This window comes from Curtobacterium sp. VKM Ac-1376, assembly GCF_015351025.1.
In the GTDB taxonomy this organism is placed as follows: domain Bacteria; phylum Actinomycetota; class Actinomycetes; order Actinomycetales; family Microbacteriaceae; genus Curtobacterium.
The window spans coordinates 1-17,279 of sequence record NZ_JADKRV010000014.1; the positions used below are offsets into that span (position 1 = coordinate 1).

16 protein-coding genes are annotated in these 17,279 nt (G+C 70.4%); 1 reads left to right on the forward strand and 15 read right to left on the reverse strand.

All coding sequences use genetic code 11. The annotated features are described in order from the left end of the window. Nucleotides 1-462: 462 nt before the first annotated feature. From tyrS to infC, 15 genes are all read right to left on the reverse strand, one after another. Nucleotides 463-1,776, reverse strand: coding sequence for a tyrosine--tRNA ligase (tyrS, locus tag ITJ56_RS14335; RefSeq protein ID WP_194631291.1), 1,314 nt, complete (start codon nt 1,774-1,776; stop codon nt 463-465). Nucleotides 1,777-1,825: 49 nt separating this feature from the next. Then, nucleotides 1,826-2,521, reverse strand: a complete 696-nt coding sequence (locus tag ITJ56_RS14340; protein WP_194631293.1) for a DNA-3-methyladenine glycosylase — start codon at nt 2,519-2,521, stop codon at nt 1,826-1,828. Continuing rightward, nucleotides 2,518-3,954, reverse strand: coding sequence for an argininosuccinate lyase (gene argH, locus ITJ56_RS14345; RefSeq protein ID WP_194631295.1), 1,437 nt, complete (start codon nt 3,952-3,954; stop codon nt 2,518-2,520). The genes ITJ56_RS14340 and argH overlap by 4 nt, the downstream gene beginning before the upstream one ends. Nucleotides 3,955-3,985: 31 nt before the next feature. After that, nucleotides 3,986-5,182, reverse strand: a complete 1,197-nt coding sequence (locus ITJ56_RS14350; protein WP_194631297.1) for an argininosuccinate synthase — start codon at nt 5,180-5,182, stop codon at nt 3,986-3,988. Between the two features lie 18 nt (nt 5,183-5,200). Then, nucleotides 5,201-6,124 (reverse strand): ornithine carbamoyltransferase, encoded by a 924-nt coding sequence (argF, locus tag ITJ56_RS14355; protein WP_194631299.1) that lies wholly within the window; start codon nt 6,122-6,124, stop codon nt 5,201-5,203. Continuing rightward, nucleotides 6,121-7,344: an acetylornithine transaminase gene (locus tag ITJ56_RS14360; protein ID WP_194631301.1), complete on the reverse strand. Its 1,224-nt coding sequence runs from the start codon at nt 7,342-7,344 to the stop codon at nt 6,121-6,123. Before ITJ56_RS14360 ends, argF begins: the two co-directional genes overlap by 4 nt. Continuing rightward, the gene (gene argB / locus ITJ56_RS14365) at nt 7,341-8,393 is read right to left on the reverse strand and encodes an acetylglutamate kinase (protein WP_194631303.1); all 1,053 of its coding nucleotides are present in this window, start codon (nt 8,391-8,393) and stop codon (nt 7,341-7,343) included. Before argB ends, ITJ56_RS14360 begins: the two co-directional genes overlap by 4 nt. Next, nucleotides 8,393-9,601, reverse strand: a complete 1,209-nt coding sequence (gene argJ, locus ITJ56_RS14370) for a bifunctional glutamate N-acetyltransferase/amino-acid acetyltransferase ArgJ (RefSeq protein WP_194631305.1) — start codon at nt 9,599-9,601, stop codon at nt 8,393-8,395. The genes argB and argJ overlap by 1 nt, the downstream gene beginning before the upstream one ends. Beyond that, nucleotides 9,598-10,695 carry an N-acetyl-gamma-glutamyl-phosphate reductase gene (locus ITJ56_RS14375; RefSeq protein WP_194631306.1) on the reverse strand — a complete coding sequence of 366 codons (1,098 nt, stop codon included), beginning with the start codon at nt 10,693-10,695 and terminating at the stop codon, nt 9,598-9,600. The genes argJ and ITJ56_RS14375 overlap by 4 nt, the downstream gene beginning before the upstream one ends. Before the next feature lie 76 nt (nt 10,696-10,771). Beyond that, entirely contained in the window at nt 10,772-13,264 is a 2,493-nt protein-coding gene (gene pheT / locus ITJ56_RS14380; protein WP_194631307.1) for a phenylalanine--tRNA ligase subunit beta, read from the reverse strand. Further along, nucleotides 13,264-14,304 carry a phenylalanine--tRNA ligase subunit alpha gene (gene pheS / locus ITJ56_RS14385; protein ID WP_194631309.1) on the reverse strand — a complete coding sequence of 347 codons (1,041 nt, stop codon included), beginning with the start codon at nt 14,302-14,304 and terminating at the stop codon, nt 13,264-13,266. The genes pheT and pheS overlap by 1 nt, the downstream gene beginning before the upstream one ends. Nucleotides 14,305-14,373: 69 nt before the next feature. Next, a complete protein-coding gene (locus tag ITJ56_RS14390; RefSeq protein ID WP_194631311.1) occupies nt 14,374-15,225 on the reverse strand; it encodes a TrmH family RNA methyltransferase in 852 nt (283 codons plus the stop codon). Between the two features lie 65 nt (nt 15,226-15,290). After that, complete coding sequence (rplT, locus tag ITJ56_RS14395) at nt 15,291-15,674, reverse strand: 50S ribosomal protein L20 (protein ID WP_017887975.1); 384 nt, start codon at nt 15,672-15,674, stop codon at nt 15,291-15,293. 27 nt (nt 15,675-15,701) lie between these two features. Beyond that, complete coding sequence (gene rpmI / locus ITJ56_RS14400; RefSeq protein ID WP_071273122.1) at nt 15,702-15,896, reverse strand: 50S ribosomal protein L35; 195 nt, start codon at nt 15,894-15,896, stop codon at nt 15,702-15,704. A gap of 61 nt (nt 15,897-15,957) precedes the next feature. Continuing rightward, entirely contained in the window at nt 15,958-16,632 is a 675-nt protein-coding gene (gene infC / locus ITJ56_RS14405; protein WP_194631313.1) for a translation initiation factor IF-3, read from the reverse strand. Nucleotides 16,633-16,917: 285 nt separating this feature from the next. On the opposite strand from infC, the gene ITJ56_RS14410 reads away from it, so the two are divergent. Further along, nucleotides 16,918-17,268 (forward strand): DUF1844 domain-containing protein, encoded by a 351-nt coding sequence (locus tag ITJ56_RS14410; protein ID WP_194631315.1) that lies wholly within the window; start codon nt 16,918-16,920, stop codon nt 17,266-17,268. Nucleotides 17,269-17,279: the final 11 nt, after the last annotated feature.

A 17,279-nucleotide genomic window follows, 5' to 3' on the forward strand; every position in this document is an offset into this window, starting at 1 on the left:
GACCAGGCACGAGGTCAATCAATAAATTGGCATTGACAATGTGCACGCTGTTGAGTTCTCAAGGACCAGACGCACTCGCTCTTCGGCTCTTGTTCGAGCTTCGGCCACGAGGCTTGTGTACTTGGCTTGCCACCGGTCGTTCGTCGGACCCGGAGGTCCAGTGGCTCATCCCGAGGGGAGAGAACCGGTGGGCTTGTCATCCTAGGCGTCGAAGCGATCCAGCGCAAGGCCGAATCTGAACTTCAGTGGAGGATGGTCCCGCTTGAGGGCCGACGTGCTCTGGGCTTTCGCTCCAGCCGCTCCGCCGCACCTTTGGGGTGACGAGTAAGAACTATACGCAGCTCTGAGCGGGTGCGCCAAGCGACGTCCAATCCCGGGCGTGTCGCGTTGTGCAACACACGTCGCCCGGACGCAACGATGCCCGGTTCCACGGGGGAACCGGGCATCGTCGAGGGCCGGAACTCAGGTCAGCGTCACGCCCGCGAGGGTCTTCTTCCCGCGCCGGAGCACGAGCACTCCCCCGGGCAGAGCGAGGTCGGAGAGCACCGCGGCCGGGTCCTCGGCTCGAACGTTGTTCACGTAGACCCCGCCCTGGTCGATCGCTCGACGGGCCTCACCGAGGGACTTCACGAGTTCGGTGCCCACGAGTGCCCGGGCCACGTCGGCCTCGGGCTCCAGGGTCACCGACCCCGGCAGCTCGGCGATCGCGGAGCGAAGGGTGTCCGGATCCAGGGCACCGAGGTCACCGTTGCCGAACAGGGCTGCGGCCGCGTCGATCGCCGACTGCGTGGCCGGCACACCGTGGACGAGCGAGGTGACCTCGAACGCGAGGGTCCGCTGAGCCTCTCTGCGGAAGGGCTCGTCGGCCACCACCTGCTCGAGCCGCTCGATCTCGGCCCGGGTCAGGAACGTGAACTCCCGCAGCCGCGCGATCACGTCGGCATCCGCTGTGTTGAGCCAGAACTGGTACAGCGCGTACGGCGACGTCATCTCGGGGTCGAGCCAGATCGCGTTGCCCTCGCTCTTGCCGAACTTCGTGCCGTCGGCGTTCGTGATGAGCGGGGTGCCGAGGGCGTGCACGGTGGCCCCCTCGGCACGACGGATCAGTTCCGTGCCCGAGGTCAGGTTGCCCCACTGGTCGGAACCGCCGGTCTGCAGGGAGCACCCGTACTGCCGGTAGAGCTCGCGGTAGTCCAGCCCCTGCAGGATCTGGTAGCTGAACTCGGTGTAGCTGATCCCCGCGTCCGAGTTCAGCCGCGCGGCCACGGCGTCCTTCTTGAGCATCGAGTTGACGCGGAAGTACTTGCCGACGTCGCGCAGGAAGTCGATGGCGGACAGCGGTGCGGTCCAGTCGAGGTTGTTCACCAGCCGGACGCCGTTGTCGCCGTCCGGACTGAGGAACCGCGACACCTGTGCCTGCAGCCGGGACACCCACGCGGCCACGGTCTCCGGGGTGTTCAGGGTGCGCTCGGCCGTCGGACGCGGATCGCCGATGAGACCGGTCGACCCGCCCACCAGGGCGAGCGGCTTGTGTCCGGCCAGCTGCAACCGACGCATGGTCAGCAGCTGCAGGAGGTTGCCGCAGTGCAGCGACGGTGCCGTGGGGTCGAAGCCGCAGTAGTACGTGATCGGGTCACCGTCGAGGGCCTCTTTGAGCGCGGCCTCGTCGGTCGAGACCTGCACCAGACCGCGCCAGCGCAGCTCGTCCCACACCGAATCGAAGGCGGGATCGTTCTGCTGGCGCGTCAGGACGTCTTGAGCGGTATCACTGGACACCCCGCCATCGTAGCGGCGAGCGAGCGGCGGGAGGCGCGGCTCACGCCCGTCAGTCGAGGGCACCCTTGTGCCGCCGGTACGTCGAGACCGTCGGGTCACCCGTCAACCAGAAGCGCCAGGGGTACCGCGCCCCGCCGGCGATGCCGCCGACGCCGGTGCGCGGCCCGCGCGAGATCCGCGGGGCCGGACCGCTCGCGCCCGGACCGGCCACGGTCTCTGACAGGAGCTCGTCGATCACGCGAGCCGGTCCTGCGGAGGCGATCCGGGCCTCCAGGCCGGGTGCCAGGGTGAGCACGAACGGGGCGGACCCCTCGAGCAGTGACGTGCCGTCGTCCTCACCGAGCACGGCACCGAGGGTACCGCCGAGGTTGCCGGGCCCACGGGCCAACGCGACATCGGCGACGGTCGGTCCGCGGCGGGCTCGCGCGACGTCGAGACCGTCGACGACCTGCGCGGCACGGAGCAGCGAACCGGACGAGGTACCGGCCGGGCCGCTCACCACGTTGAGGCAGGTGTGGATGCCGTACGAGCGGTAGGCGTACAGGGTTCCAGGCGGACCGAACAGGTGGCGGTTGCGCTCGGTCGGCCCCCGGTGACCGTGCGAACCGGGGTCGGTCGGGCCGGAGTAGGCCTCGACCTCCGTGATGCGCAGCGTCACACCGCGCCCCGCGATCGTCGCGCCGAGCAGGGCCGGCGCGGCGATCGGGGCGGGCTCAGCGAGCAGCGCGGCGATCCCCTCGGTCATCGTGAGAAGGGGGCGCCCTCGACGAGGTCGCGAACGCGCTGGGTGACGGACGCGAGCTGCTCGGCGACCCGGTCGGGCGCGGTCCCGCCCACGCCGGAGCGGGACGCGACGCTGCCCTCGATCGTCAGGACGGCGCGGACGTCCGGCGTGAGGTGCTCGGAGACGGCGCGGTACTCGTCGTCGGTCGGCTGGTCGAGTTCGAGGCCGCGCTGCTCGCAGTACCGGACGAGCGCGCCGGAGACCTCGTGCGCATCGCGGAACGGCACGCCCTGGCGGACCAGCCACTCGGCGACGTCGGTCGCGAGCGAGAAGCCCTGCGGGGCGAGCTCGGCCATGCGGTCGGTGTCGAAGGTCAGGGTCGCGATCATGCCGGTGAAGGCCGGCAGCAGGACCTCGAGCGTGGCGACGGAGTCGAAGACGGGCTCCTTGTCCTCCTGCAGGTCACGGTTGTAGGCCAACGGCAGGCCCTTCAGGGTCGCCAGGAGCCCGGTCAGGTTGCCGATCAGGCGACCCGACTTGCCGCGCGCGAGCTCGGCGATGTCGGGGTTCTTCTTCTGCGGCATGATGCTCGAGCCGGTCGAGAAGGCGTCGTGGAGGCGGACGAAGCCGAACTCCTTCGTGTTCCAGAGGATCACTTCCTCGGACAGGCGAGACAGGTCGATGCCGATCTGCGCGAGCACGAACGCGAACTCGGCGACGACATCGCGGGCGGCGGTCGCGTCGATCGAGTTGTCGGCCGGGCGGTCGAACCCGAGCTCCGCGGCGATCGCCGCCGGGTCGAGCCCGAGGGAGCTGCCGGCCAGCGCGCCGGCGCCGTACGGGCTGACGCTCGCGCGCCCCGCCCAGTCGCGGAGCCGCTCGAGGTCGCGGACCAGCGGCCAGGCGTGCGCGAGCAGGTGGTGTGCGAGGAGCACGGGCTGGGCGTGCTGCAGGTGCGTGCGCCCCGGCATGATCGCGCCGGGGTGCTCGGACGCCTGCTGGGTGACCGCGTCGATCAGGTCGATCACGAGCCGGCCGATGCGCCGCCCGTGGTCGAGCATGTGCATGCGGCCGAGGGTGGCGATCTGGTCGTTGCGGCTGCGGCCCGCGCGGAGCTTGCCGCCGAGTTCCGGGCCGAGGTCGGCGATGAGCAGGCGTTCGAGGGCACCGTGGACGTCCTCGTCGCCAGTCGCCGGCTGCAGGGTTCCGTCGGCGTGCGCGGCTTCGAGCCGCTCGAGGCCGGCGAGCATGCGCTCCAGCTCGTCCGGCGTCAGGTAGCCCGCGGTGTGCAGGGCCCGGGCGTGGGCACGTGACCCGGCGATGTCGTACGGCGCGAGCTGCCAGTCGAAGTGCGTCGACTTCGACAGTGCGGCGAGGGCTGCACTCGGTCCGTCGGCGAAACGGGCACCCCAGAGGGCACCGGAGTTGGTGGCGTCGGTCTTCTCGTCAGTCATGTCGTCCTGCGTCGTCGTCGGTACTGGGGTGTCAGTTCGCCGCGTCGCGGCGGGCGGAGATCTTGCTGGGCAGCGACCAGAGCTCGATGAAGCCCCGGGACAGGGACTGGTCGAATGCGTCGCCGGTGTCGTAGGTGGCCAGGTCGAAGTCGTACAGGCTCTGCTCCGACCGCCGCCCCGTCACGGTGGCGCGCCCACCCTGCAACCGCAACCGGACGTCGCCGGAGACGTGCTGCTGGGTGTGCTCGACGAAGGCGTCCAGGCTGCGCTTCAGACCACCGAACCACAGGCCGTCGTAGACCAGGTCCGCCCACTCGGCCTCGACTCCGCGCTTGTACCGCGCGACGTCGCGCTCGAGGGTCAGGTTCTCGAGCTCCTCGTGCGCGGCGATCAGCGCGATGGCCGCCGGGGCTTCGTACACCTCACGCGACTTGATGCCGACGAGGCGGTCCTCGACGACGTCGATGCGTCCGACGCCGTGCTTGCCGGCGACGGCGTTGAGCTCCTGCACCAGGCGCAGGACGCTGAACCGCTGACCGTCGAGGGCGACCGGGACGCCGCGCTCGAAGGTGATCGTCACCTCGTCCGCCTGCTGCGCGAGCCCCGGGTCCTGCGTGTATGCGTAGAGGTCCTCGACGGGGGCGTTCCACGGGTCCTCGAGGGCCCCGGTCTCGACGGCTCGTCCCCACACGTTCTGGTCGATCGAGTACGGCGACCGCTCCGACTGCTGGATCGGCAGCCCGTGCTCCTGCGCGGAGGCGATGGCGCGGTCGCGGGTCAGGGCGAGGTCGCGCACCGGGGCCACGATCCGCAGGTCGGGTGCGAGCGCCGCGACCGCGGCCTCGAACCGGACCTGGTCGTTGCCCTTGCCCGTGCAACCGTGCGCGACGCTGTCGGCACCGAGCTGCTTCGCCGTCAGGGCGAGGTGCTTCGCGATGAGCGGCCGACTCAGCGCCGAGACCAGCGGGTAGCGCTTCTGGTAGAGCGCGTTGGCGCGCAGCGCCGACACGATGTAGTCCTCGGCGAACTCGTCCTTCGCATCGACGACGATCGATTCCACCGCGCCGCAGTCGAGGGCACGCTGCCGGATCACATCGAGGTCCTCGCCGCCTTGGCCCACGTCGACCACGAGCGCGACAACGTCCTTGCCGGTGGCCTCGCGCAGCCAGCCGATCCCGACGGACGTGTCGAGTCCGCCCGAGTACGCCAAGACGACGCGGTCAGCCACAGGTGTCCCCTCCGATCGTCAGTCGTTGGCGAGCAGCCAGGCCAGCAGCGCCTTCTGGGCGTGCAGGCGGTTCTCCGCCTCGTCCCAGATGATGCTCCGCGGTCCGTCGATGACCTCGGCGGTCACCTCGTACCCCCGGTCCGCCGGCAGGCAGTGCATGAAGACGGCGTCGTCGGCGGCGTGCGCCATGAGCGCGTCGTCGACCCGGTAGCCCGCGAAGGTGTCGAGGCGCGACTGCTTCTCGGACTCCTTGCCCATCGACACCCAGGTGTCGGTCACGACCACGTCGGCTCCCGCGACCGCGGCCACCGGGTCGCTCACGACGAGGACGGACCCGCCCGTCACGGCGGCCCGGTCCTCGGCGTCGGCGACGACCTGCGCCGACGGCACGAACTCGGCCGGGGCGGCGACCCGGACGTGCATGCCCGCGGTCGCCCCGGCGAGCAGGTACGACTGCGCCATGTTGCTCGCGCCGTCACCGATGAACGCCACGGTCTGACCGGCGAGCGTGCCACGGTGCTCGCGGATGGTGAGCAGGTCGGCGAGGAGCTGGCAGGGGTGGAAGTCGTCGGACAACGCGTTCACCACGGGAACCGTCGTGCCGGCTGCCATCTCTTCGAGCCCGGCCTGACCGTAGGTCCGCCAGACGATCGCCGACACCATGCGCTCGAGCACGCGGGCGGTGTCGGACGGAGTCTCCTTGCCGCCGAGCTGGCTGTTCGCCGTCGAGATGATCAGCGGGCTGCCGCCGAGGTCGGAGACGCCGACGTGGAAGGACACCCGGGTGCGGGTGGACGACTTGTCGAAGATCACCGCGACGCTCTGCGGACCGGCGAGGGGCTTGTCGGCCCAGCGGTCGGCCTTCATGCGGTCCGCGATGTCGAGGATCGCGGACTGCTCCGCCTGGCTGAGGTCGTCGTCCCGGAGGAAATGGCGGGTCATGCGGAGGTCTCCTGTGCTGCGGCGACGGCCGCGAAGCTCTGGTCGAGGATCGACACGAACTCGTCGATCTCGGCGTCGGACACGATGAGCGGCGGCGCGATGCGCAGGCTCGACTCGTTGGGGGCGTTGATGATCAGGCCCCGCTCGAGGGCGGCGGCGTTGACGGCGGCGGCGACGGGCCCGGTCAGGCCGACACCGATGAGCAGCCCGGTGCCGCGGACCTCCTCCACCAGCGGCGAGCCGAGGCCCGCGATGCCGGCGCGGATCCGCTCGCCCTTGGTCACGGCTCCGGCGACCAGGTCGGCGCGTTCGATCTCCTCGAGGACCGCGTTGGCCACACGGGTGCCGAGCGGGTTCCCGCCGAAGGTCGATCCGTGCTGCCCGGCCGAGAACAGCTCGGACGCCCAGCCGAACGTGACGAGAGCGCCGATCGGGAACCCGCCGGCGATGCCCTTCGCTACCGTGATGGCGTCGGGGGTGATGCCGTGGCCCTGGAACGCGAACCAGTTGCCCGTACGACCGACGCCCGTCTGGATCTCGTCGAGCACCAGCAGGGCCCCGTGGGCCTCGGTCAGACGACGCGCGGCGAGCAGGAAACCCTCGGGCAGGTCGACGACGCCGGCCTCACCCTTGATCGGTTCGATGAACAGCGCGGCGACGGTGTCGTCGATCGAATCCTCGAGCGCCTCGATCGAGGTGTCGATGTGCTCGACGCCCGGCACCATCGGCAGGAAGTCCTGCTGCAGTGCGGGCTTGCCGGTGAGCGCGAGGGCACCCATCGTGCGGCCGTGGAACCCCTGCTTCAGCGCGAGGATCCGGGTCTTCTTGCCGTCGGCGCCCCGGTTGAGCCGCGCGAGCTTGAAGGCGGCCTCGTTCGCCTCGGCACCCGAGTTGCCGAAGTACACGCGCCCTGCGTCGCCCGCGCCGGTGATGCGTTTGAGGCGCTCGGCGAGCTCGAGCTGCGGCGGGGTCGCGAAGTAGTTCGACACGTGCACGAGCTTCGCGGCCTGGTCGGCGATGGCGCCGACCAGTGCGGGGTGCGCGTGGCCGAGGGAGTTGACGGCGATGCCGGCGAGGAAGTCGAGGTAGCCGTTGCCGTCGACGTCCCAGACGCGGCAGCCCTTACCGCGCTCGAGCATGATCTTCGGCGGGGTCAGGGATCGCATGAGCGACGCCCCGAACCGGTCGTTCCAGGTCTCGGTCTGCGTCTCGGTGCTCACTGCTGCTGTCCCTTCTCGGTCGTAACGGCCACGTGCTGGCCGGTACTGCTGTCGATCGACGGCGACGCGACGCGTCGTCCGATCTCGGCGTGGGTCATCTGGTTCTCGGAACGGCGGCTCGGGTCCGGGATCACCTCGGTGCCCGCCCCCCGGAGGGTGAAGACCTCGAGCAGGATCGAGTGCGGGATGCGGCCGTCGATGATCGTCGCGCCGCCGACCCCGCCGACCACGGCGTCGAGGCACGCGGTCATCTTCGGGATCATCCCCGCCTCGAGGCTCGGCAGGAGCGCGCGGAGCTCGTCGACCGCGATGAGGTCGACGATTGAGTCACGGTCCGGCCAGTTGCGGTACAGGCCGGGGACGTCGGTGAGCATCATGAGCTTCGAGGCCCGGAGGGCGATCGCAAGGGCACCGGCCGCGGCGTCGGCGTTCACGTTGAGCGCCTGGTCGGGGTGGGCATCGTCGATCGCGATGCTCGAGACGACCGGGATCCGGCCCGCCTCGATCGCGGCGAGCACACCGGACGGGTCGACGTGGGTGATGTCCCCGACGTGCCCGAGGTCGTACTCCTGCCCGTCGACGACCACGCCCTTCTTCTCGCCGGTGAACAGTGAGCCGCCGTCGCCGAACACGCCGACCGCGAGTCCCTCGCCGTGCTCGTTGATCAGGTCGACGATCTCGCGGTTGACCTCACCGGCGAGGACGTCGCGGACGACCGTGATCGCCTCGGTCGTCGTGACGCGGTACCCGCCTCGGAACTCGGACTCGATGCCCTGCTCCTTGAGCGCCGCGGAGATCTGCGGACCGCCACCGTGCACCACGACGGGGTGCAGGCCGGCGTACCGCAGGTAGACCATGTCCTCGGCGAACGCGCGCTTGAGGTCCTCGTTCACCATGGCGTTGCCGCCGAACTTGACCACGACGACCTTGCCGGAGAACCGCTTCAGCCACGGCAGCGACTCGATGAGCGTGGCTGCCTTGACCGCGGCGAACTCGTGCTCTTCTTCCTTGGTGAGGGGCGTGCCGGCCCCGTTCGTGTCGGCCGCCATCAGCTGGAGTACGCGCTGTTCTCGTGCACGTAGTCGTGCGTGAGGTCGTTGGTCAGGATGGTGGCCGAGTGCGTCCCGACGCCGAGGTCGATGAGCACGTGGGTGTCGCGCGGCGTCAGGTCGACGGTGTCGCTCGGCTGGTCCGGGGCACCGGCGTGGCAGACCCGGACGCCGTTCATGCTGACATCCACCTGGTACGGGTCGAAGTCGGCGTCGGTGGTGCCGATCGCCGCGAGGACCCGGCCCCAGTTCGGGTCGTTGCCGAAGACCGCGGCCTTGAAGAGGTTGTTGCGGGCGACGCTGCGGCCGACCGCGACGGCGTCGTCCTCGGTCGCGGCGTGCACGACCTCGATCGCGATGTCATGGCTCGCACCCTCGGCGTCCTGCTGCAGCTGCCGTGCCAGGTCGGCGCAGACCGCCGTCAGAGCCTCTTGGAAGTCGCCGACCTCGGGCGTGACACCGCTCGCGCCCGACGACAGCAGCACGACGGTGTCGTTCGTGGACATGCAGCCGTCGGAGTCGACGCGGTCGAAGGTGATGCGGGTGGCAGCACGGAGCGCCTGGTCGAGCTGGTCCGGCGTCTGCACGGCGTCGGTGGTGATCACCACGAGCATCGTCGCGAGTCCGGGCGCGAGCATGCCGGCACCCTTCGCCATGCCCCCGACGGTCCAGCCGTCCTCGGTCACCACGGACTGCTTCGCCTTCGTGTCCGTCGTCATGATCGCGGTGGCCGCGTCCGGCCCGCCGTCGGCGGTGAGCGCGGCGCTCGCGAGGTCGACGCCCCGGAGCACGTTGTCGCGGAAGGTCTGGTCCCCCACACCGATGAGACCGGTGGAGCAGACGACCACGTCGCCGGCGCCGATGCCGAGTGCGTCACCGACGGCCTCGGCCGTCAGGTGGGTGGTCTGGAACCCGAACGGCCCGGTGAAGCAGTTCGCGCCGCCGGAGTTCAGGACGACCGCACGGGCGACGCCGTCCCCGACGACCTGGCGGGACCAGATGACGGGGTGCGCCTGGGCGCGGTTGCTCGTGAAGACCGCGGCCACGGCCGCGTCGGGGCCGTCGTTGACGACGAGCGCCAGGTCCGGCTTGCCGCTCGCCTTGAGGCCGGCGGTGACACCGGCGGCACGGAAGCCCGCTGCCGCGGTGACGCCCTGCAGGTCCTGGAGGCCCGGCTCGGTCTGGGTGGACTGGCTTGCGTCGGTCACGGTGCGACTCCGTCCACGCTGAGGCCCGTGGTCTCCGGGAGACCGAGGGCGATGTTCGCCGACTGGACCGCGGCACCCGCCGTGCCCTTCGCGAGGTTGTCGAGGGCCGTCACGGCGACGACGCGGCCCGCGGCTTCGTCGACCGCGATGCCGACCAGCGCCGTGTTCGCGCCGATGGTGTCCGCCACCCGCGGGAACTCGCCCTCGGGCAGCAGGTGCACGAAGGGCTCGTCGGCGTACGCCTGCGCCCACGCGAGCCGGACGTCACGGGCGCTGACGCCGGGCGTGAGCTTCGCGGTGGTCGTGGCGAGGATGCCGCGGGACATCGGGACGAGGACGGGCGTGAACGAGATCGTCACGTCCGAGGCGCCGGCGACCTGCAGGTTCTGCTGGATCTCCGGGATGTGCCGGTGGGTGCCGCCGACTGCGTACGCGCTGGCGGAACCCATGATCTCGGAGGCGAGGTAGGTGTTCGCGAGCTTCTTGCCTGCGCCGCTCGGGCCGACGCTCAGGACGGCGACGAGGTCGTCCGACTCGACGAGACCGGCCTGGATGCCGGGCTGGATGCCGAGCGTGACCGCCGTGACGTTGCACCCCGGTACCGCGATCCGCTTCGTGCCGACGAGAGCGGAGCGCTGCTTGCCCTGCGACGCGATGTCGTCGACGTCGCGCCATTCCTCGGCCGAACCGGGGGCCGGCGCTGCGAGCATGAGCTCGGGGAGCCCGTAGGTCCAGGCCCCGAAGTAGTCGCCGCCGTAGAACTGCTCCCACGCGGCGGGGTCGGTCAGCCGGTGGTCGGCACCGCAGTCGATCACCAGCGCGTCGTCGCCGAGCTCCGCGGTGATCCCGCCGGATTGCCCGTGCGGCAGCGCGAGGAACACGACGTCGTGCCCGCGCAGCGTCTCGGCCGTCGTCTCCGCAAGGGTCAGGTGCGACAGCGAGCGGAGGTGCGGCTGCGTCGCGATCAACGGCTGTCCGGCGTTCGAGAACGCGGTCACCGTCCTGACGTCGAACTCGGGGTGTGCGGAGAGCACGCGCAGGAGCTCTCCACCCGCGTAGCCGGAGGCTCCCGCCACGGCGACGGATACGGACATGGGATTCCACCTTTGGTCGGACTGGTCGTCGAGAGTCGGAGGCGGCGACCCCGGGCGGTGCTGATCCCGTCGAGGGTCAGTCGCGCAGGGTCGCCCCGAATCGCTCGCCGGCACGTCGGACGGCGCCGTCGCGGGCCTCGGTGGCCTCGGCAGCGGTCAGTGTGCGGTCCGTGGCACGGAAGCGCAGGGCGAACGTCAGGGACTTCTGTCCCTCGTCCACGCCGGAGCCCCGGTAGTCATCCACGAGCCGAGCATACTCCAACAGGTCTCCGGCGCCAGAGCGCACCGCATCCAACACGTCACCGGCCGGCACGTCCGCGGCGACCACGAGCGAGAGGTCCTGCGTGGCCGCGGGGTACGACACGATCGGGGCCACCGCCACGAGCTCGGGTGCAGCGGCGACCAGCGCGTCGAGGTCGAGCTCGAGGACCGCCACCACGCGGGGCAGCACGGCGGCCTCGGCCAGTTCGGGCAGGAGTTCGCCCGCGACGCCGACGACGGCGCCGTCCACGAGCAGCGCGGCAGCGCGGCCCGGGTGCAGCGAGGGGTGCGAGGTCTGCGCCACGGTGACCTCGACGCCGACGGCCCAGGCGACCTGGCGAGCAGCGTCGATCGCGTCGGCGATCCCGAAGGGCTGCGCAGCGATCCCCGGCTGCTTCACGACACGGCTACCCGTGAGCAGCGCTGCGACGTGGAAGGGCTGGGCGGGCAGCGACGCGTCGAGCGCCTCCAGCGTGGTGCGGTCCGGCCGGACCGCACCGACGGGGACCTCATCGGTGCCGAGCGTCACGCCGGCCACCGGCAGGAACACCCGCGAGGTCTCGTAGAGCGCGACGTCGACCAGCCCACGGGCCACGTTGCGACGCGCGGAATCCACCAGGGCAGGGATCCCACTGCGACGGAGCAGGTTCTGCTCGCTGTCGAGGGCGTTGGCGAGCACGACGCTCGGTCCGCCCTGCGGGTCGACGCCCGGGTAGGCGTCCTGCGTGGCGGCCGACACGAACGGCGCCGTGACGACCTCGGTGAGGCCAGCGGCGGCCAGCGCCGAGGCGACCCGTCGACGCGCCTGCTGGTGCCGGGTCAGCCCGCGGCCGGGCGGGGCGACGGGCAGCACGCTCGGGATCCGGTCGTACCCGACGATGCGTGCGACCTCTTCGACGAGGGTGGTGTCGTCCGTGAGGTCGGGACGCCAGGTGGGCGGGGTGACCGCGAGCATCTCGCCGTCGGCCTCCACCGTCGCGCCGATCGCACGGAGGGTCTCGATGACCTCGGCATCGGTGTAGTCGACACCGACGAGCTCGGCCGGACGGGAGACCCGCATCGTGACGGTCGCCCGCGGCTCCGTGTCGACGAGCGTCGACCCGAGAGCGTCGGCGGTGCCACCGGCGAGCTCGACGAGGAGCTCGACGGCACGGTTCGCCGCGGCCTCGGCCACGAGGGGGTCGACGCCGCGCTCGAAGCGACGGGACGCCTCGCTCGGCAGCTTGTGCCGGCGGGCGGTGCGCGCGATCGAGACCTGGTCGAACCCGGCGGCCTCGATGAGGACGTCGGTCGTGTTCGCCGAGATCTCGGTGCGGCCGCCGCCCATCACACCGGCGAGGCCTACGGGGCCGTCGTCGTCGGTGATGACGAGGTCTTCGGGGTCGAGCTTCCGGACCGTACCGTCGAGGGTCTCGAGCGTCTCGCCGGCGGTCGCCCGACGCACGCCGAGCCCGCCCGCGATGGTCTGCAGGTCGTAGCCGTGCAGCGGCTGACCGAGCTCGAACATGACGTAGTTCGTGATGTCGACGGGCAGCGAGATCGAGCGCACGCCGGCGAGGGCGAGACGCGACACCATCCAGGACGGTGTCTTCGCGGCCGGGTCGATGCCGCGGACGCCGCGCGTGACGAACGTCGAAGCGCCGACGCGGCCCCGGATGGGTGCCTGGTCGTCGATCGAGACGCGGAAACCCTCGCCAGAACGCGCCGCGACACGGTCGACGGGGTCGTGGAAGCTCGCTCCGGTGGCGTGTGCGTACTCGCGGGCGACGCCGCGCATGCTGAGCACGTACCCGCGGTCCGGGGTGACGTTGATCTCGACCGCCGCGTCGTCGAGGCCGAGCAGCTCGATCGCGTCTGCACCGACCGTGGGGTCCATGCCGAGGTCTGCGAAGCGCAGGATGCCGTCGTGCTCGTCGCCGAGGCCGAGTTCGCGGGCCGAGGCGATCATGCCGTCGGACACGTGGCCGTAGGTCTTGCGGGCCGCGATCGGGAACGGTCCGGGCAGGACGGCACCCGGCAGCGTCACGACGACGAGGTCGCCGACGTCGAAGTTGTGCGCGCCGCACACGATGCCGCGGGGCTCGGCTTCGCCGACGTCCACCTGGCACCAGTTGATGGTCTTGCCGTTCTTCTGTGGCTCCGGGACGCGCTCGAGCACCCGACCGACCACGACGGGACCGGTCAGGTCGAACGTGTGGACGTCCTCTTCCTCGAAGCCGACCGACACGAGCGCCGCGTGGACGTGCTCGAGGGTGACGTCATCGGGGAGGTCGACGGATTCACCGAGCCAACGGAGTGGGACGCGCATCAGACCACCGTTCCGAACTGCTGCGAGAAGCGGATGTCGCCCTCGAGGAAGTCACGCATGTCGTTCAGGCCGTTGCGGAACTGCAGCGTCCGCTCGATGCCCATGCCGAACGCGAAGCCCTGGTACTCGTCCGGGTCGATGCCGGCGGCACGCAGGACGTTGGGGTTGACCATGCCGCAGCCGCCCCACTCGACCCACCGCGCGCCACCCTTGGCGTTCGGCTGCCAGACGTCCATCTCGGCGCTGGGTTCGGTGAACGGGAAGTAGTTCGGGCGGAGGCGGATCTGCGCCTCCGCCCCGAACATCTGCCGGGCGAAGTGTTCGAGCGTGCCGCGCAGGTGCGCCATCGTCAGGCCCTTGTCGATCGCGATGCCCTCGACCTGGGTGAAGACCGGCAGGTGCGTGGCGTCGAGCTCGTCGGCACGGTAGACGCGCCCCGGAGCGATCACGTAGAGCGGGAGGTCACGTGACAGCAGCGACCGCACCTGCACCGGCGACGTGTGAGTGCGCATGACCAGGTGGCGGTCGACGGGCTCGACGAAGATCGTGTCCGCCATCGCCCGGGCCGGGTGGTCCTGGTCGAAGTTCAGGGCGTCAAAGTTGAACCACTCGTGTTCGAGTTCCGGGCCCTCTGCCACTTCCCACCCCATGCCGACGAAGATGTCGGCGACGGCTTCGTTCAACAGCGACAGCGGGTGGCGGGAGCCGGTGGCGCGGTGGGTCGGCAACGCGGTGACGTCGACGCGCTCGGCTTCGAGCCGGGCGCGTTCCTCGGCGACCGCCAGGACCGATTCCTGCTCGGCGATCGCCGCGTTCACCCGGCCACGGGCCTGGCCGACGAGCTTGCCGGCAGCGGCCTTCTGCTCCGGCGGCACACTGCGCATCGACGCGTTCATCCGAGCCAACGGCGACTGCTCACCGCTGTGCTCGGCCCTGGCCTGCTTCAGTTCGGCGACCGTCGTCGTGGCACGGACGGCGGCAAGGGCCGCGTCCACGGCGTCGGCGACGGCCGATTCGCTGATCTCGAGAGGTTCTGACACGAGACCCAAGCCTACCGGCCGACGGGATACCACCCGCCTGCACCGGTCGGACTGTGGAAACCCGACGGATCAGCTCCGGAGCGCGAACGCTGACTCGTACAGGCACACGGACGCAGCGGTGGCGAGGTTCATCGACTCCGCCTGTCCGTAGATCGGCACCTTGACGGCCCGGTCCACGAGTGCCAGGTCGTCGGCGGTGAGTCCGCGGGCCTCGTTGCCGAAGACCCACACAGTCGGGCCGTCGAGCATGCCCTCCGCACGGACGACGGGCAGGTCGTCACCGGAGACGTCGGCGGCGAGCACCGTGTACCCGAGGGCCTTCGCCCGCTCGATCGTGTCCGCCAGGGTCACGCCGACGGAGACCGGCACGTGGAACAGCGAGCCCGTGGTCGACCGGACGACCTTCGGGTTGTACGGGTCGACCGAGCGCCCGGTGAGGACCACCGCATCGGCACCGGCCGCGTCGGCGGCCCGGATGATCGTGCCGGCGTTCCCCGGGTCCCGCACTTCCTCGAGGATGGCGACCAGCCCCGGCAACGTGTCCGGCTCATCGGACGCAGCACGGGCCTCCAGGTCGGTCCCGGCGGCCACGCGGTCCGGGAAGACGTCCTTCACCGACGTCGGGAACTGCTGGCACACCGCCACCACTCCCTGCGGCGTGACGGTGTCGGCCATCGCCTCGAGCACCTGCTCGGTCACGAACCAGGTGTCCACGGGCGCGTCGTCGAGGCCGTAGCGGGCGGCAGCGGTCGGGGTGACGTAGAGCTCGCGCAGGAGCTCGGGGCCGTACTCCAGTGCTTCGCGGACCGCCTGCGGTCCCTCCAGCAGGAACAGGCCGGTCTCGGCCCGGACGTCCTTCTTGGCCAGGGCCGCAACGGCCTTCACGCGTCCGGCACGGGGGTTCTCGAGGAGATCGCTCACGACCCAAGTCTAGGAACGACGAAACCCCCGCCGTACAGCGGGGGTTTCGCGAGCAGAAGAACTGACTACGCAGCCTTCGGGGCCGAGGTGTCGGCCGGGAGGGCCTTCTTCGCGGTCTCGACGAGCGCGGTGAAGGTCTCCGGGTTGTTCACCGCGAGGTCGGCGAGGATGCGACGGTCGACCTCGACGCCGGCCAGGTTGAGACCCTGGATGAGGCGGTTGTAGGTCAGGCCGTTCGCACGGGAGGCAGCGTTGATGCGCTGGATCCACAGGCGACGGAACTCGCCCTTCTTCGCGTGACGGTCGCGGTACGCGTAGACGAGGGAGTGGGTGACCTGCTCCTTGGCCTTGCGGTACAGACGCGAACGCTGGCCGCGGTACCCCTCGGCGCGCTCGAGGATGACGCGGCGCTTCTTGGCGGCGTTGACCGCTCTCTTTACTCGTGCCATTGCACTATTCCTTTACAGTCCGGGGGCTCAGTGGCCGAGGAGCTTCTTGACGTTCTTCGCGTCAGCCTTGGAGAGGACCTGGTCCTCGTTCAGGCGGGCCTTGCGCTTGGAGCTCTTGACCTCGAGGTTGTGACGCATACCGGCCTGCTGCTTCATGATCTTGCCGGTACCGGTGACCTTGAAGCGCTTCTTCGACCCGGAGTGGGTCTTCTGCTTGGGCATGGTGGTGCCTTTCCGTGGGATGGATGGGAGCCGCGTCGTTGCGGGTTTCGGTCTGGAGGACCTATTCGGTCGCGGCGTCCGTGGACTCCGCGACGGCCTCGGACTCGGAACCGGAATCGGCCTCGTCCTTGCCCTTCGCAGCGTGCTCGGTGGCACGACGCTCGGCCTTCTGTGCAGCACGCTTGGCGTTCTGCTCGCCCTTGACGTCGGACTTGTTCTTGAGCGGGGCGATGATCATCGTCATGTTGCGGCCGTCCTGGGTCGGACGCGACTCGACGACACCGAACTCGGCGATCTCTTCCGCGAACTTCTGGAGGAGACGGACACCCTGCTCCGGACGCGACTGCTCGCGGCCACGGAAGAGGATCATCGCCTTCACCTTGTCGCCGCCGAGGAGGAACCCCTCGGCGCGCTTGCGCTTCGTCTCGTAGTCGTGCACGTCGATCTTCAGGCGGAAACGGACCTCTTTCAGGTCTGTGTTCACCTGGTTGCGACGGGCTTCCTTGGCCTTCTGAGCGGCCTCGTACTTGAACTTGCCGTAGTCCATGATCTTGGCCACGGGCGGCTTCGAGTTCGGCGCGACCTCGACCAGATCCAGCTCGGCTTCCTGCGCGAGACGCAGTGCCATGGCGATCGGGACAACGCCGACCTGCTCACCCTGAGGGCCGACGAGTCGGACTTCGGGGACGCGGATGCGGTCGTTGGTACGGGGATCGGTGATGCGGAGCTCCTTCAATCAGGTGGTGGCCGTCCGGGGCGTTTGCCCTGGACGACAGCACGAGAGAGGAGATCTGACGCACGGGCCGTGGACCCGTTCGGCAGCCGCCCTGCATCGGGTCCGTCGGACCCGACCGACGAGCACATCGAGTGCGCCCGTGGAGCGGTGGTGACCCGGTAGCCTGGTGGAACGCGGCCGCGGGTGGGAGAGACTCCTCTTTCGTGACACCGTCCAGTTGCTTTCAGGAAAACCTGATGGCACACGGACAGCATCTGCCGCGGGCAAGCCTAGCAGAGGAGCACCGTGACCGACACCCCGATCGACGACACCGGCATCGACGCCGCCAGGGACATCGCGGAGGTGCCGGCGGTCGAGCTCATCAACACCGTGGCGGTGCACCTGCTCAGCGCAGCGGCGGTGAAGGTCGGCCTGGCCGACGACCCGCAGGAGCAGACCGACCTGGACGAGGCGCGGAAGCTCATCACCGCATTGGCAGGCCTGGTCACCGCCGCCGCCGCCGAGATCGGCGACCACCACGCCCGCCCGCTCCGCGACGGGCTGCGGTCGCTGCAGCTCGCTTTCCGCGAGGCGTCGGCGATCCCGGACGCCCCCGGCGCGGGTCCGGGCGAGAAGTACACCGGCCCCGTCAACTAGCGACGTCGGCA